Origin of the sequence: Pseudoxanthomonas sp. Root630 (assembly GCF_001427585.1) — a bacterium.
Lineage (GTDB): Bacteria > Pseudomonadota > Gammaproteobacteria > Xanthomonadales > Xanthomonadaceae > Pseudoxanthomonas_A.
This window is the reverse complement of sequence record NZ_LMGY01000015.1, coordinates 94,943-109,164: the sequence shown is the minus strand read 5'-3', so window position 1 is coordinate 109,164 and position 14,222 is coordinate 94,943. Positions and strand designations below refer to the sequence as shown.

The following is a 14,222-nucleotide window of genomic DNA, read 5'->3' as shown; positions in this document are numbered from 1 at the left end:
GGCTTCTTGCTGAGATGAGCACCGGCTTCCCGCGTTCCGCGCGGGTACGCGCACGCGCCGACTATGCGCGCGTGTTCGACGCGGCCCGCCGCACGTCCGATCCCCTGATGAGCCTGCACTGGTTGCCGGGCGACGGTCCTGCGCGCCTCGGCCTGGCTGTTTCGCGCAAGGTGGATACGCGTGCGGTGATGCGCAACCGCATCAAGCGGCAGCTGCGCGAGCATTTCCGTCGGTTGCGCGACCGGCTCCCCGGTGGCGACTACGTCGTGGTCGCGCGTGCGCCGGCCGCCAAGGCCGACGGCCTCCTGCTGCGGACCACCTTCGAGCGCGTCCTCGCGCGCGCCGGCGCATTGCCGGCATCGGCACCGGGCGGCACAATGCCGCCGGGCTTGAATTCGCCGCCGCCGCCACCCACTCCTCTTTTTCCGACCAAACCGGTTCCCGACGCCGGTTGAGACTGCCTGCCTGATGAACCAGACCCGTGTATTCCTGATCTTCGCCTGGCTGATGGTGGCGACCTTGTTGTGGTTCGAATGGAGCCGGGATAAGGCAGCGCCCGCGCCCGTCGCACCTGTGGCAGCCCAGACCACCGGCACCACGCCGGGCAGCACGGTGCCGACGGCGACCGCCGCGGCGGCGACGCCCGCCGGAACGGTACCGGCCGCACCGACCGCGGCGCCCGCGGTGGCCGGCGCCTCGCCTGCCGCTCGCTCCGCGGCTGCGCGCGTGACCCTCAGCAACGACGTGCTTCGCCTGGTGCTGGATGGTGGCAGCGTGCTGCAGGCCGACCTGTTGCATTACCCCGCCAGCAAGACCCCCGGCAGTGGCCCGGTGCGGTTGTTCAGCGACGATCCGCAGCACTACTACGTGGCGGAAAGCGGTTGGGTCAGCAGCGGCGCCAAGGCTCCCGACCATCATGCGTTCGTGCCGGAGAACGGTGCGGGCGAAGCCGTTCTTGCCCAGGGCAGCGACAGTATCAGCGTGCCGTTCGTGTGGCAGGGGCCGGATGGCGTCACCATCCGTCGTACCTACACGCTCAAGCGCGCCAGCTACGAAATCGAAGTCAGCGACCAGGTGATCAATGCCGGCGCCGGCACCTGGCAAGGCACCGTCTACCGCCAACTGCTGCGCACGCCGCCGCAGGTGAAGAGCGGCATGACGAATCCGGATTCCTTCAGTTTCAACGGCGCCACCTGGTGGGACGGCGGCTACCAGCGCCGCAAGTTCAACGAGGACTACTTGGAAGACGGCCGCGTCGACAAGCAGGTCAAGGAAGGCTGGATCGCGATCCTGCAGCACCATTTCTTCAGTGCGTGGATCCCGCAGGCCACCGACACCACCACCATCTCGCTGGATACGCCCGAAGGCAACACGCGCGCGCTGATCCGCGAAATGGGTCCCGGCGTGAACGTCGGCCCCGGCCAGCAGGCCACCACGACCGCACGTTTGTGGGTGGGCCCCAAGCTGGTCGACAAGATCAAGCAGACCAACGTCACCGGCCTGCACCGCGTGGTGGACTACAGCCAGTTCGCGATCTTCGACTTCATCGGCCAGGGCCTGTTCTTCGTCCTCAACCTGTTGCACGGCTTCATCGGCAACTGGGGCTGGTCGATCATCGGCCTGGTGATCCTGGTGAAGCTGGCGCTGTATCCGCTGTCCGCGGCGCAGTACAAGAGCTTCGCCAAGATGCGCAAGTTCCAGCCGCGCATCCAGCAGTTGAAGGAACGCTACGGCGACGACAAGCAGAAGTTCCAGGTCGCCATGATGGAGCTGTACAAGAAGGAGAAGATCAACCCGATGGGCGGCTGCCTGCCGATCCTCGTGCAGATGCCGGTGTTCCTGGCGCTGTATTGGGTGCTGGTGGAGTCGGTCGAACTGCGCCAGGCACCGTGGTTCGCCTGGATCCAGGACCTCACCGCGCGCGATCCGTACTTCATCCTGCCCGTGCTCAACATGCTGGTGATGTGGCTGACGCAGAAGCTGACGCCGGCGCCGGGCATGGATCCGATGCAGCAGAAGATGATGCAGTTCATGCCGCTGGTGTTCGGCGTGATGATGGCCTTCTTCCCCTCCGGCCTGGTGCTGTACTGGGTGACCAACGGTACGCTCGGCCTGCTGCAGCAGTGGTGGATGACCAAGCGCCACGGCGAATCGGCCACGCCGCCGAAGACCGCCATCGCGAAGTGATCCACGACGCGAGCACCGCCACGAAGCCCGCCCTCCGGCGGGCTTCGTGTTTCCGCTACGCTAAAAGCCCTTGTTGGCGCGATATCCCATGACGGCAACGCAGGACACCATCGTCGCGATCGCCAGCGCCCCCGGCGCGGGTGGCGTCGGCATCATGCGCCTGTCGGGTCCGGATGCCCGCCGTATCGCGCAGGCGATCTCGACCCGTGCGCTACAACCGCGTCGCGCGCACCACGTCCGTTTCCTGGAGGTGGATGGCAGCGTCATCGACGACGGCATCGCGCTGTCGTTTCCCGCACCGGCCAGCTTCACCGGCGAGGATGTCGTGGAATTGCAGGCCCATGGCAGCCCCGTCGTGCTGCAGCAGTTGGTCGCGCGCGCCTGCGCGCTCGGTGCCCGTGCGGCGAGGCCGGGCGAGTTTTCCGAGCGCGCGTTCCTCAACGGCAAGCTGGACCTGGCGCAGGCGGAAGCCATCGCCGATCTGATCGCGGCCGCCGATACGCGCGCCGCCCGTGCCGCCCGGCGATCGCTCGACGGCGCGTTCTCGCAGCGCGTCGACGCGCTGGGCGCGCACCTGCTCGCGCTGCGCGTGCACGTCGAAGCTGCGATCGATTTCGCCGACGAACCGCTCGACACGCTCGGCGGCGAGCAGGTACGCGCACGGTTGGCTGTCGCACGGGAAGGGCTCGACGCGCTGATCGTCGATGCCGAACGCGGGCGCAAGCTGCGCGACGGCGTGCATGCGGTGATCGTCGGTCCACCCAACGCGGGCAAGAGCTCGCTGCTCAACGCGTTGGCGGGAAGCGACCGCGCCATCGTCACCGATGTCGCTGGCACCACGCGCGACACGCTGCGCGAAACCATCCGGCTCGATGGGCTGGAGCTGCACCTGGTCGATACCGCCGGACTGCGCGAGGGCGGTGACGCCATCGAGCGCGAAGGCATGCGTCGCGCCCGCGCCGAACTGCAGCGCGCCGACGTGGCGCTGGCGGTGGTCGATGCGCGCGACCCCGATGCCGGCCGCGCCGCCGTCGCCGACGACATCGCCGGCGTGCCGGCCGTGCTGTGGATCCACAACAAGGTGGACCTGTTGCCCGAGGTGCCGCCAGACGCCGCCGCCGCCGTGCACGTCTCGGCGGCACGCGGCATCGGACTGCCGCAGCTGCATCAGCGCCTGCGGGCGCTGGCCACGGGCCACGCGGTCGAGGGCGCCGAGGGCGAGTTCTCCGCGCGGGCGCGCCATGTCGAGGCCCTCCACCGGTCGGCGGGCCATGCCGGGATCGCCCACCTGCACCTGCGGCACGAGCATCTGGAGCTGGCCGCGGAGGAGCTGCGACTGGCCCACGACGCCCTTGGGGAGATCACCGGCCGGATCAGTGCCGACGACCTGCTGGGCCACGTGTTCTCCACCTTCTGCATCGGCAAGTAGCGTTCGCGCCCCGAATCGCGACAAAAGTGTGACGCGCATCAAGTGTGGTCGGTGAGGCGCCGACGTACCCTGAGCATCGGGTAGGGGTACCCGAAACAGGCATCGCACCGCTCTCCACTGGGCCTTCGGCCGGGAAGAGGTGTCCGGAGAGCGGGCCCGCATCGACCGATCCGCCCCGAAGCCGCACACCGGCGCCGGGGCATCGCCATCATTAGAAACGTTCTTGGGGGAGTAGAAACGATGTCCTTGATCCGCATGACCGGGCGCCTGCGCTATGCCGCGCCGCTGTTGCTGGTCGTCGCCGTTGCCGCCTGTTCGAAGCAGGACGAAGCCGCAGCGCCGGCCGCCACCACCGCCGCGACCCCGGCCGCCACGCCGCCGCCGCCGGCCGTGTCCGCCGAAGTCCAGGCGATGAACGCCGACGCCCTGCGCGAGGCGGCCACGAAGGCGCTGCGCGAGAACCGCATCTACGCCCCCGGTGGCGACAACGCGATGGAGTACTACCTCGCGCTGCGCGACAAGCTCCCCAACGATCCGGGCGTCACCAGCGCGCTGACCGACCTGTTGCCTTACACCGTGATCGCCGCCGAACAGAGCATCGCGCGCGAGGAGTTCCCCGAAGCGCAGCGCCTGGCCGCCATCATCGAGAAGGCCGATCCGAAGCAGCCGGCGTTGCCTCGCCTCCAGCAGAGCATCACCTCGGCGCAGCAGGCCGTGGCTGCGCGAGCCGTCACCGATGAAGCCGCCAAGACCAAGGCTGCCGAGGACGCGAAGCTGAAGGAGCAGCAGCGCCTCACCCAGCAGGCTGACCAACAGCGCGCGACGGAAGCCGCCGCGGCCCAGCAGCTGGCACAGCAGCAGGAAGCCGCCCGCGCCGAGGCCGCTCGCCAGGAAACCGAACGCCAGGCCGCCGCCCAGCGCGAAGCCGCCGAGCGCCAGGCCGCGGCCGCCCGCGCCGCTGCGCCCGCAGCTGCACCCGCGCAGGCACTGCGCGCGGTCAGCACGCCGGCCCCGCGCTATCCGCCGGAAGCATTGCGTTCCGGCACCCAGGGTGAAGTGCTGGTCGAGATCACCGTCGGCACCGACGGTTCGGTGACCAACGCCCGCGTCGTACGCGCCACGCCGGCGCGCGTGTTCGATCGCGAAGCGCTGAACGCCGTGCGTCGCTGGCGCTTCGAGCCGGTGGATGCGCCGGTGACCACGCGTCGCACCATCGGCTTCAGCCCGGGCACCTGATACATCGCCCAGCGTTGCCAGAAAAAACGCCGGCCTCGCGCCGGCTTTTTTTTTGTTTGCGTCGCGACAGGTCGGCTAACAATAGTCAGTGATATCTGGACGAAGCGGGATAGCTCCGCGTAATGTGCGCCGCCCGCACGACGGGCTACCCATAACAATACGGAAGGATTCCATGATGAAGCGATTCACTCTTGCCTGCGCATGTACGCTGGCATGCCTGACCCTGTCTTCCACGGCGGCTGCCACGCAGGCTGGTCAATGGTACGGACGCGCCGAAATCGGCCATACCGATCTGGAAGTCGCCGTCGGCGACCTCAGCGCGGACGATACCGACACGGCTTACAGCTTGCGCATTGGTCATTACTTCACGCCCCATGTCGCGATGGAGGGGTTCTACTCGATCCTGGGCGATCGTTCTTTCGGCGACGCCGCCTACGACATGGATGCTGCCGGTCTGGGCGTGGTGGGCAAGAAGAACTTTGGTGCCGACAACACGGGCTTCTTCCTCGCGGGCCGCGCCGGCGTACAGAGCGTCAACAGCAAGCTCCGCTCGGGCGAACTGCAGTTGCGCGAGCGCTCGACCAAGCCCTATTTCGGCGTGGGCGCGGGCTACGACTTCGACCACCACAACGGTGTGAGCCTCAACTACGACTACAACAAGGGCGACCTGTACAACGCCGATGTCACGGCGCAGACGCTCACCTTGGGGTACGAGTACCGCTTCTGAGGCGATCAGGGGCCATCCCGATGCAAAAACGGCCACCTTGCGGTGGCCGTTCGCGTCCAGCGTGTGCGCCCATCATCCGGCGATGGCGAGCTTCTCCTGCTGGTAGCGGCGCACCGCGGCGAACCACAGCAACGCCGCCACACCGAACGCGGCCGCCACGTAGATCAGCCATGTCTGGGCGCTGATGTACTCGTTGCGGATCACTTTCAGCAACAGCTGGTTCTGCGCCAGGAACGGCACGGCGAACTGCCACAGTTGGCTCTTCACCGGATTCGCCATCAGCGCGAAGGTCGGAATCATCGGAAGCAGCATCAGCCAGGTCATGTGGCTCTGCGCTTCCTTCATGCTCTTGGCCGACGCCGCCAGGTAAGTGAGCAGCGAGGTACCGATGAACAGCATCGGCAGCAGGACCACCAGCATCTTCGCCATCGCGATGAAGGAGACATCGAGTTGCCTTGCCACGCCGGTCGAGAACTGCGAACTGAACTTCAGTGACAACAGCGTCAGCACGACGGTGCACATGCCGATCACGCAGGCGGCCGCTATCTTTCCACTGACAATGGCACTGCGGGCGGCAGGCGTGGCCAACAGGGGCTCGAGGGACTGGCGTTCGCGCTCGCCGGCCGTGGCGTCGAGGATGAGATACACACCACCGATGAAGGACGTGAGGATCAACAGGTAGGGCAGCATCACCGACAGCAGCATCCCCTGCTTGGCTTCCGGCGTGGCCATGTCCTGCAAGCCGACGTTGACCGGCCGCGCGACCGACGCGTCCACGCCGCGGGCCAGCAACCGCAACGCACCCACCTGTTGGCTGTAGGCGTTCAACGCCGCCTGCAGGCGCTGGGTCGGGATGTCGGCATCGCGTCGCGTACTGTCGCGGATGATCTCCACCAGGGCAGGGCGGCCGTTGCGCCAGTCCTCGGCATAGTCCGGGCTGATGCGCAGCGCCGCGTCGATTTCCTGCGAGCGGATCGACGCGTCCAGGCTCGCTGGCGCCGGCGCCGGGGTGATGCCGTTGGTGGCGAGGAACTTCACCAGGTTCGGCGCGTGCTCGGCGCCGACCACGGGAATCGACAGCGTCTTGTCGACCTGCGTACGAACACGCTTCTCCGTCAGATAGCCCATGCCCAGGATGAGCGCGGGGTAGAGCAGTGGCGTCAGCAGCAGCGAAAGGGCCAGTGTGCGGCGATCGCGTGCCAGTTCGCGCAATTCCTTGCGCATCACGGTGAAAACGGTGCGGAACATGTTCATGCCAGCAGGCCCTCCTCCGAACCGATTACCTTGACGAACGCATCCTCCAGGTTGTCCTCGCCTGCCTGTTCGCGCAGCTCGTCCGCCGTGCCGGCGGCGACCACCGTGCCCTTGGCGATGATGACGATGCGGTCGCAGAGCGCGGCCACCTCCTGCATGATGTGGCTGGAGAAGATCACGCAACGGCCTTCGTCGCGCAGCTGGCGCAGGAAGCCGCGCATCGCACGCGTGGTCATCACGTCCAGGCCGTTGGTGGGCTCGTCGAGGATGACGTTGCGCGGATCGTGGACCAGCGCGCGGGCGATCGCGGTCTTGGTGCGTTGGCCCTGGCTGAAGCCTTCGGTCTGGCGATCGAGGATGTCGCCCATGTCGAGCGCATCGGACAGCGCCTGCGTGCGTGCCGCGATCTGCGCGGCCGACAGACCGTGCAACTCGCCGAAGTAGGCGATGTTCTCGCGTGCCGTCAGGCGCTTGTACACGCCGCGCGCGTCGGGCAGCACGCCGAGCGCCCGACGCACCGCGACCGGATCCTGCGTGGCGTCGATGCCGTCCACGGTGACCTGCCCGCGATCGGGCGACATCAGCGTGTACAGCATGCGCATGGTGGTGGTCTTGCCCGCGCCGTTGGGTCCGAGCAGGCCGGTGATCTGGCCGTCGCGGGCGGTGAAGCTGACGCCGTCCACGGCGGTGACGGTGCCGGTCTTCGTCTTGAAGGTCTTGTGGAGATCGTTGGCGATGATCATGAGGTCATGTCCATGAAGATAGGTCGGGCGCGCGGGGCGCGGCTCACGGCTCCCAGCCGTTGAAGCTGGTGAAAGGCGGCACGTAGTCGAGGCTGTCCAGGCATTTCGCATCCAGGCCTTTCGCGTCGGCCGTCTCCAGGAAACGGCCGAGCAGCTTGGGCATGCAGCCGACCGCGAACGTGCCGTGGCCCTGGCCTTTCAGCACCAGGTGGCGGCCGTTCGACAGCGTGCGCAACACCTGCTCGCCGTAGCGCGGCGGCGTCACGGGATCCATCTCGCCCGACGTCAACAGCGTGGGGATATCGGAGGTCCACGCGGTGTGGAAATCCGCCGGGCGCGTGCCCGTCGGCCATGCGCCGCATTGCGACTTCAGCGTGTCGCCCAGCGTGCTGCCGAGCACTGTGCCGGCGTCGCCGGGGTCGGCCTTCAGCAGGTCTGCGTCTTCGGCGCAGATCACCGACAGCTGCATGCCATGCATGAACTGGTCGCCGACCTGCGTCTCCAGCAGCTTGGCCAGCGACATCAGCGAGCCGTACCGGCCCTGCTGGGCTTCGTTCAACACCAGCGGCAACAGGGCGGCGCCCTGCGGGTAGTAGGAGTACATGCGGGTGATGCCCGCGACAGTCCCGGCATTCACTTCACCGGTGACCAATTCGCCTGTCGAAGGGTCGCGGTACTCGGTGCTCACCGGGGTGGCGGCCAGGCGCGCCATCAGCGTGCCCAGTTGGCCGCGTAGGTCGTCGCCGAAGCGCTTCTTGCACGTCTCGTTGGCCTGGCAATGCTGGAACTGCAACGCCAGTGCGGCGTCCAGGTTGCGCGCATGCTCACTGCCCAGCACGAGCTCGTTGGGCACCACGCCGTCGATCACCACGCTGCGCGTGCTGTCGGGGTGGTGCATCGCGTACTGCTGCGCCACGCGCGTGCCGTAGGAGCCGCCGACCAGGTTGATCTTCGCCGCGCCCAGCGCCTTGCGCACGCTGTCCAGGTCGCGCACGGCATCGCTGGTGGTGTAGAAGCGCGGATCGGCCTGCAGCGACGTGGCGCAGGTGCGGGCGAATTCGACCGCAGAGGCTTCGCTCATGTCCTCGGCGTCGCCGTAGGCGTTGCGGCCTGCGTCGTCCTTGCAGGACAGCGGGTTCGATTTGCCGGTGCCGCGCTGGTCCACCAGCACGATGTGGCGCGACTTGCGCACGTCGCGGAAGGCGCCATCGATGGCCGGCCACACCTGCACGGCCGACTGGCCCGGGCCACCGGCGAGGAAGAACACCGGGTCCTCGGTGGCCGCGCCCTCGTTGGTGGCGGGCAGCCAGGCGATGTTGAGCGCGACCTTGCGGCCCTCCGGCTTGGCCGGATCCTCGGCCACCTCGAACGTCGTGCATTGCGCTTCGACGTTGGTGGTCAGGTAGGGCGCGGTCAGCGTGCAGGGCTTGAAGGCAAGCTCACCGTAATGGCGGACGGCCTGCTGCTCGGGGCCCGGAGCCGCGCCATTGCAGCCGGCGAGTATCAGGGCGCCCAAGGCCGGCGCGAGTGTTCGACGAAACTGGAATTCCATGTATCTGTCCCGTTGTAGGCTGGTTCCAGCATGCCATGACGGAGCAGAGGGGCGGATGTGACCGAAGGCCCCCGCAAGTTGCTGGGCCTGGCCGGAGCGAGGTTCCATTGACGACGATGAAGGGGGCAAAGAGAATCCTTGGTCAATGCCAGGAAGGTTTCCGACTGCTTGGCTGTTCGCTCAAGACACTTGGAGACGCAATGGGAAGGACCTTGGTGAATGCCCTGCTGCTTGGCTTCGTCGCATTGATGGGCGGCTGCGCAATCGTCCCGGATCCCAATGAATCGTTGGACAATGTGGCGCTTATCAGGGGCGTCACCGAAGATCAGTCCATGTGGATGGCCGGCTTGACGGCAGTCTTCGTCGGGCACGTCGATTCGATCTACGATGCAAGGACTGGACAACGGCTCGAGGCGCCGACGCTGCGTCGGCAGCGGAATCTTTTCTATGTTCCGCCTGGAACCTATGTCGTCCGCATGGACTGCAACGGGGGCGGCTTCGTGGTGAGTCTGAATTTCCCCGAGTTCACAGCCAAAGCCGGGTCGGAGTACCAGCTGCGGTGTTCGGGTAACCTGCGCAACATCACGCCCGAGATCATCGAAGTGCCGCACCCGGTGCGTTGAGGGTAGAAGACGCTGGCGATGCGTGGCGGCGGACGCCGGGAACGCAGTGTTACTTGCTGCTGACGTACTTCTCGCGCCGGATCTGCGGGATCGGCAGGCCGTGCGCCTTCAGCGCCTCGAAGCACGCATCCACCATGTTGGGGTTGCCGCAGAGGTAGGCGATGTCGCGCGCGGGATCGGGTACGAACTCTGCCAGCTGCTGCTGCACGTAGCCCTGGCGCACGTCGGCATGCGGATCGGCGGGCAGCTCGCGCGAGAAACACGGGACGAAGCGGAAACCGGGATGCGTATCGGCGAAGGCACGGAAATCGTCGCCGTACAGCAGTTCCTCTGGCGTGCGCGCGCCCTGCAGCAGGACCACCTCCACGCCACGCTCGCGCATCAGCGCTTCCAGCTGCGGCAGCATTGCGCGGTACGGGGTCACGCCCGTGCCGGTGGCGATCAGCAGATACCGCCGGTTCTGGTCGCCGGGCATCAGGCAGAAGCGGCCGAACGGACCGCTCGCCTCGACGTGGCCGCCTTCCGGCAGGCCTTCGAACAACGCCGTCGCCGCGCCGCCAGGCACGTAGCTGACCGCGATCTCCACGGCTTCACCCGGACCCATCGCATGGTCATGGATCGTCGCTAGCGAGTAGCTGCGCTTGGTCGCCGTGCCGTCGGCGTAGCTGAAATGCACCTGGATGAACTGGCCGGGGATGAAGTCCAGCGGCTGCCCGTCGTCGCGCACGAAGCTGTAGTGGCCCACGCTGGGCGCCAGCATGCGCCGGCCGACGAGCTTCAGGGGAAAAGGAACGATCGCCAAGGCGGCTGGAACACTGTGTGGCCCGGGGCGGCCCCGGCGGGACGCCTATAATAAGCGTTCGCCCTCCCACCGCGCCCCCGCGGCGCACCGCAAGGCTCCCATGGCGTCTCCCTCCGCGGCATCGGCCGCTGCTCCCGCGCTGGCCATCACCGACCTGCGCAAGGTCTACGACACCGGCGTCCAGGCCCTCAAGGGCGTGTCGCTGCAGGTCGAACCCGGCGATTTCTTCGCCCTGCTGGGCCCGAACGGCGCCGGCAAGTCCACCCTGATCGGCATCGTCAGTTCGCTGGTCAACAAGAGCAGCGGCCAGGTCGGCGTGTTCGGCGTGGACATCGACCGCGACCGCGACGGTGCGATGCGCCTGCTCGGCCTGGTGCCGCAGGAAATCAACTTCAACATGTTCGAGAAGCCGCTCGACATCTGCGTGAACTACGCGGGTTTCTACGGCATCCCCCGCGCCGAGGCGCTGGTGCGGGCCGAAGAGGAACTCAAGCGCGCACAGCTGTGGGAAAAGGCCCACGTCATGAGCCGCACGCTGTCGGGCGGCATGAAGCGCCGGCTGATGATCGCGCGCGCCATGATGACCCGGCCGAAGCTGCTGATCCTGGACGAACCCACGGCCGGCGTGGACATCGAGATCCGCCGCGGCATGTGGAAGACGCTAAAGGACATCAACGCGGCCGGCACCACGATCATTCTGACCACGCACTACCTGGAAGAAGCCGAAAGCCTCTGCCGCAACCTCGCCATCATCGACCACGGCGTGATCGTGGAGCAGGGCCCGATGCGGGCGCTGCTGGCCAAGCTGGACGTGGAAGGCTTCCTGTTCGACATCGACGGTGAGCTGCCCGCGCAGCTGCCCGTGATCGAGGGCACCACGCTGGTCGCCACCGACGCGCACACGCTGGACCTCGACATGCCGCGCGCGATGGACCTCAACCGCGTGTTCGCCGCGCTCAACGACGCCGGCATCCGCGTGCGCTCGATGCGCACCAAGAGCAACCGGCTGGAGGAGCTGTTCGTGCGCATGACCGGCAATGGCGACGCGGGCAAGGAGAAGGCGGCATGAGCCACCCCAACCTGGTCGCGCTGGGCACCATCGTCCGCCGCGAAGTCGCCCGCATCCTGCGCATCTGGGGCCAGACCCTGGTGCCGCCGGCCATCACCATGACGCTGTACTTCCTGATCTTCGGCGGCCTGATCGGCAGCCAGATCCGCAACATGGGTGGCTACAGCTACATGGAGTTCATCGTCCCCGGTCTGGTGATGATGAGCATCATCCAGAACAGCTACGGCAACATCTCGTCCTCGTTCTTCGGCGCCAAGTTCGGCCGCCACGTCGAAGAATTGCTGGTCAGTCCGATGCCGAACTGGGTGATCCTGCTCGGCTACGTGGCCGGCGCGGTGCTGCGCGGGCTGATGGTGGGCGTCATCGTGCTGGTCATCGCGATGTTCTTCACCAAGGTGCGCATCCCGCATCCGCTGGTGACGATCTCCACGGTGCTGCTGGGCGCGACGATCTTCTCGCTGGCCGGCTTCGTCAATGCGGCGTATGCGAAGAAGTTCGACGACATCGCCATCGTCCCGACCTTCATCCTCACCCCGTTGACCTACCTGGGTGGCGTGTTCTATTCGGTGACGCTGCTGCCGCCGTGGGCGGAAGCGCTGACGCACGCCAACCCGATCTTCTACATGGTCAACGCGTTCCGCTACGGCCTGCTCGGCACCAGCGACGTGCCGCTGTGGATCGCCTACGCGCTGATGCTGGGCTTCGTCGTCGGCCTGGCTGCGCTCGGCCTGTGGCTGCTGAAGAAGGGCGTGGGGCTGCGCAGCTGATGCGCCTGCTCGTGCTCGGCGCCGGCGGCACCGGTGGTTATTTCGGCGGCCGCCTCGCGCAAGCCGGCATCGATGTCAGCTTCCTCGTGCGTCCGGCACGCGCGGCGCTGCTGCGCGAACGCGGCCTGCGCATCCGCAGCCCGCTGGGCGATGCGGATGTTCCCGCCCAGGTCATCACCGCGGACGAACTCCGCGATGCCGCGCCGTTCGATCTGGTCCTGCTGAGTTGCAAGGCCTACGACATCGAGAGCGCCATGGAGGCCATCGCGCCCGCGGTTGATGCAGGTGCCCGCGTGCTGCCGCTGCTCAACGGCCTGCGCCACTACGAAGCCCTCGATGCGCGCTTCGGCTTCGACAACGTCCCGGGCGGCCTGTGCTTCATCAGCGCCACGCTGGGCGCCGACGGCGAGATCCTGCACCTCGGCAAACCCGCATCGATGACCTTCGGCGAACGCGCCGGGCAGGCGTCGGATGGCCGCCTGCAGGCGCTCGCCGCCGCGTGCGCGCAGGCCGGCGTCGATCATCTGCGCACGGCGGACATCGCACAGGCACAGTGGGTGAAGTACAGCTTCCTTACCGCGCTGGCGGCCGGTACCTGCCTAATGCGCGCGCCGATCGGCACGATCGTGGCGGGCGAGGGCGGCGCGGAGTTCATGGCCGCACTGCATGACGAATGCCTGGCGGTCGCCGCCGCGTCGGCCCAGCCGGTGCCCGAGCCTGCACAGGCCTCGGCGCGCGAAACGCTGACGGCCGCCGGTTCGCCGATGAAGGCCTCGATGCTGCGCGACCTGGAAGCAGGCCAGCGCGTCGAAGCCGCGCACATCGTCGGCGACATGGTGCACCGCGCTGCGGCACACGGCATCGCCGTGCCCTGCCTGCGGGCGGCGTGGACGCACCTGCAGGCCTACGAGGCCCAGCGGGACGCATGAGCACGACCGCACCGCCGCCCTGGCTGCGGCGGATGGTCGTGCTGGGCATGGGATACACCGGCACGCACTTCGTGCAGCGCCTGCGGGCACATGGCGTGGACTGTATCGGGACCACGCGGACGCCCGCTCCTGCGGACGCCTCGCGTCGCCGTTTCGATGGCGGTACGCCGGTCGATACGGTCCTGCTCGCGGCCCTGGTGAACGCCGATGCGGTCCTCGGCTCGATGCCACCGGAGGCGAACGGCGATCCCGCGCTGTCGTTGCTCGCCGATGCGCTGGCCTCGAACGATCGGCTGCGCTGGTTGGGTTATCTCTCTTCCACCGGCGTCTATGCGGACCGGCAAGGCGGCATCGTCGATGCCTCGTCCCTTGCCGATGGCAGCGACGACGCGGCGCGTTGGCGACTGCGTGCCGAAGCGCAATGGCAGGCGCTGGCGCACCGGCGCGGCATCGCATGCGGCGTGTTCCGGCTCGCGGGTCTCTACGGTCCCGGGCGCAACGCGTTGCGCCAGCTCGCCGACGGCAAGGCGCGGCACGTGGTGAAGCCGGGGCTGGTATTCAACCGCATCCATGTCGAAGACGCGTGCGACGCGCTCATCGCCTCTCTATGGCATACCTGCATGCCCGATGCGATCTACCTGCTCCCCGACGAACTGCCGGCGCCGCCGCAGGACGTGCTCGCCTATGCCGCCGAACTCAGCGGCCTGCCGCTGCCGCCGGCCGAGCCCTACGACGCCGCGCGCGCATCGCCCGCACGGCAGCGCTTCTACGGCGCAAGCAAGCGCATCGATGCGCGGCACACGCAGGAGGCGCTGCACTGGCGGCCGCGACACGCGGACTATCGCCAGGGGCTGGACGCGTTGTGGCAGGCGGGCGAGGGGCGCGGAGCTTCGGTCTGACGCGG

The 14,222-nt window shown here is 67.6% G+C and carries 14 protein-coding genes; 10 read left to right on the top strand and 4 right to left on the bottom strand.

Annotated features, from left to right (window positions below):
* Window positions 1-14: 14 nt before the first annotated feature.
* The 5 genes from rnpA (at window position 15) to ASD72_RS10700 (ending at window position 5,579) form a co-directional block, all read left to right on the top strand.
* On the top strand, window positions 15-455 hold the full coding sequence (rnpA, locus tag ASD72_RS10720) for a ribonuclease P protein component (RefSeq protein ID WP_056879945.1): 441 nt from the start codon (window positions 15-17) through the stop codon (window positions 453-455).
* Window positions 456-468: 13 nt separating this feature from the next.
* Window positions 469-2,187, top strand: a complete 1,719-nt coding sequence (gene yidC, locus ASD72_RS10715) for a membrane protein insertase YidC (RefSeq protein ID WP_056879944.1) — start codon at window positions 469-471, stop codon at window positions 2,185-2,187.
* An 88-nt stretch (window positions 2,188-2,275) separates the two neighbouring features.
* Window positions 2,276-3,616, top strand: a complete 1,341-nt coding sequence (mnmE, locus tag ASD72_RS10710; protein ID WP_056879943.1) for a tRNA uridine-5-carboxymethylaminomethyl(34) synthesis GTPase MnmE — start codon at window positions 2,276-2,278, stop codon at window positions 3,614-3,616.
* Between the two features lie 240 nt (window positions 3,617-3,856).
* On the top strand, window positions 3,857-4,852 hold the full coding sequence (locus tag ASD72_RS10705) for an energy transducer TonB (protein WP_056879942.1): 996 nt from the start codon (window positions 3,857-3,859) through the stop codon (window positions 4,850-4,852).
* 175 nt (window positions 4,853-5,027) lie between these two features.
* Window positions 5,028-5,579, top strand: coding sequence for a porin family protein (locus tag ASD72_RS10700; RefSeq protein WP_162250379.1), 552 nt, complete (start codon window positions 5,028-5,030; stop codon window positions 5,577-5,579).
* 72 nt (window positions 5,580-5,651) lie between these two features.
* Here ASD72_RS10700 and ASD72_RS10695 read toward each other — a convergent pair whose 3' ends face one another.
* Genes ASD72_RS10695 through ASD72_RS10685 form a run of 3 tightly spaced genes read right to left on the bottom strand, consistent with a single transcriptional unit; the run spans window position 5,652 to window position 9,128 of the window.
* Window positions 5,652-6,833 carry an ABC transporter permease gene (locus ASD72_RS10695; RefSeq protein WP_056879940.1) on the bottom strand — a complete coding sequence of 394 codons (1,182 nt, stop codon included), beginning with the start codon at window positions 6,831-6,833 and terminating at the stop codon, window positions 5,652-5,654.
* On the bottom strand, window positions 6,830-7,576 hold the full coding sequence (locus tag ASD72_RS10690) for an ATP-binding cassette domain-containing protein (RefSeq protein ID WP_056879939.1): 747 nt from the start codon (window positions 7,574-7,576) through the stop codon (window positions 6,830-6,832). Before ASD72_RS10690 ends, ASD72_RS10695 begins: the two co-directional genes overlap by 4 nt.
* 43 nt (window positions 7,577-7,619) lie before the next feature.
* Window positions 7,620-9,128: an alpha/beta hydrolase gene (locus ASD72_RS10685; protein ID WP_056879938.1), complete on the bottom strand. Its 1,509-nt coding sequence runs from the start codon at window positions 9,126-9,128 to the stop codon at window positions 7,620-7,622.
* Window positions 9,129-9,343: 215 nt separating this feature from the next.
* Between ASD72_RS10685 and ASD72_RS10680 the strand changes: the two genes are divergently transcribed.
* Window positions 9,344-9,751, top strand: coding sequence for a hypothetical protein (locus tag ASD72_RS10680; RefSeq protein WP_155944606.1), 408 nt, complete (start codon window positions 9,344-9,346; stop codon window positions 9,749-9,751).
* Between the two features lie 49 nt (window positions 9,752-9,800).
* Here ASD72_RS10680 and ASD72_RS10675 read toward each other — a convergent pair whose 3' ends face one another.
* Entirely contained in the window at window positions 9,801-10,553 is a 753-nt protein-coding gene (locus tag ASD72_RS10675; RefSeq protein ID WP_155944605.1) for a ferredoxin--NADP reductase, read from the bottom strand.
* Window positions 10,554-10,653: 100 nt separating this feature from the next.
* Here ASD72_RS10675 and ASD72_RS10670 point away from each other — a divergent pair, with 100 nt between their 5' ends.
* From ASD72_RS10670 to ASD72_RS10655, 4 genes are read left to right on the top strand one after another with little or no spacing between them, the layout of a single operon-like run.
* Window positions 10,654-11,622, top strand: a complete 969-nt coding sequence (locus ASD72_RS10670) for an ABC transporter ATP-binding protein (protein WP_056879935.1) — start codon at window positions 10,654-10,656, stop codon at window positions 11,620-11,622.
* Complete coding sequence (locus tag ASD72_RS10665) at window positions 11,619-12,389, top strand: ABC transporter permease (RefSeq protein ID WP_056879934.1); 771 nt, start codon at window positions 11,619-11,621, stop codon at window positions 12,387-12,389. Before ASD72_RS10670 ends, ASD72_RS10665 begins: the two co-directional genes overlap by 4 nt.
* Window positions 12,389-13,318, top strand: coding sequence for a 2-dehydropantoate 2-reductase (gene panE, locus ASD72_RS10660; RefSeq protein ID WP_056879933.1), 930 nt, complete (start codon window positions 12,389-12,391; stop codon window positions 13,316-13,318). Before ASD72_RS10665 ends, panE begins: the two co-directional genes overlap by 1 nt.
* Entirely contained in the window at window positions 13,315-14,217 is a 903-nt protein-coding gene (locus ASD72_RS10655) for a hypothetical protein (RefSeq protein ID WP_056879932.1), read from the top strand. Before panE ends, ASD72_RS10655 begins: the two co-directional genes overlap by 4 nt.
* Window positions 14,218-14,222 lie beyond the last annotated feature (5 nt).

What these genes read in the sequence shown, in the direction of transcription:
- rnpA (WP_056879945.1), top strand. Translation starts at nt 15, where the DNA reads ATGAGCACCGGCTTCCCGCGTTCCGCGCGGGTACGCGCACGCGCCGAC.
- yidC (WP_056879944.1), top strand. Translation starts at nt 469, where the DNA reads ATGAACCAGACCCGTGTATTCCTGATCTTCGCCTGGCTGATGGTGGCG.
- mnmE (WP_056879943.1), top strand. Translation starts at nt 2,276, where the DNA reads ATGACGGCAACGCAGGACACCATCGTCGCGATCGCCAGCGCCCCCGGC.
- ASD72_RS10705 (WP_056879942.1), top strand. Translation starts at nt 3,857, where the DNA reads ATGTCCTTGATCCGCATGACCGGGCGCCTGCGCTATGCCGCGCCGCTG.
- ASD72_RS10700 (WP_162250379.1), top strand. Translation starts at nt 5,028, where the DNA reads ATGAAGCGATTCACTCTTGCCTGCGCATGTACGCTGGCATGCCTGACC.
- ASD72_RS10695 (WP_056879940.1), bottom strand. Translation starts at nt 6,833, where the DNA reads ATGAACATGTTCCGCACCGTTTTCACCGTGATGCGCAAGGAATTGCGC.
- ASD72_RS10690 (WP_056879939.1), bottom strand. Translation starts at nt 7,576, where the DNA reads ATGATCATCGCCAACGATCTCCACAAGACCTTCAAGACGAAGACCGGC.
- ASD72_RS10685 (WP_056879938.1), bottom strand. Translation starts at nt 9,128, where the DNA reads ATGGAATTCCAGTTTCGTCGAACACTCGCGCCGGCCTTGGGCGCCCTG.
- ASD72_RS10670 (WP_056879935.1), top strand. Translation starts at nt 10,654, where the DNA reads ATGGCGTCTCCCTCCGCGGCATCGGCCGCTGCTCCCGCGCTGGCCATC.
- ASD72_RS10665 (WP_056879934.1), top strand. Translation starts at nt 11,619, where the DNA reads ATGAGCCACCCCAACCTGGTCGCGCTGGGCACCATCGTCCGCCGCGAA.
- panE (WP_056879933.1), top strand. Translation starts at nt 12,389, where the DNA reads ATGCGCCTGCTCGTGCTCGGCGCCGGCGGCACCGGTGGTTATTTCGGC.
- ASD72_RS10655 (WP_056879932.1), top strand. Translation starts at nt 13,315, where the DNA reads ATGAGCACGACCGCACCGCCGCCCTGGCTGCGGCGGATGGTCGTGCTG.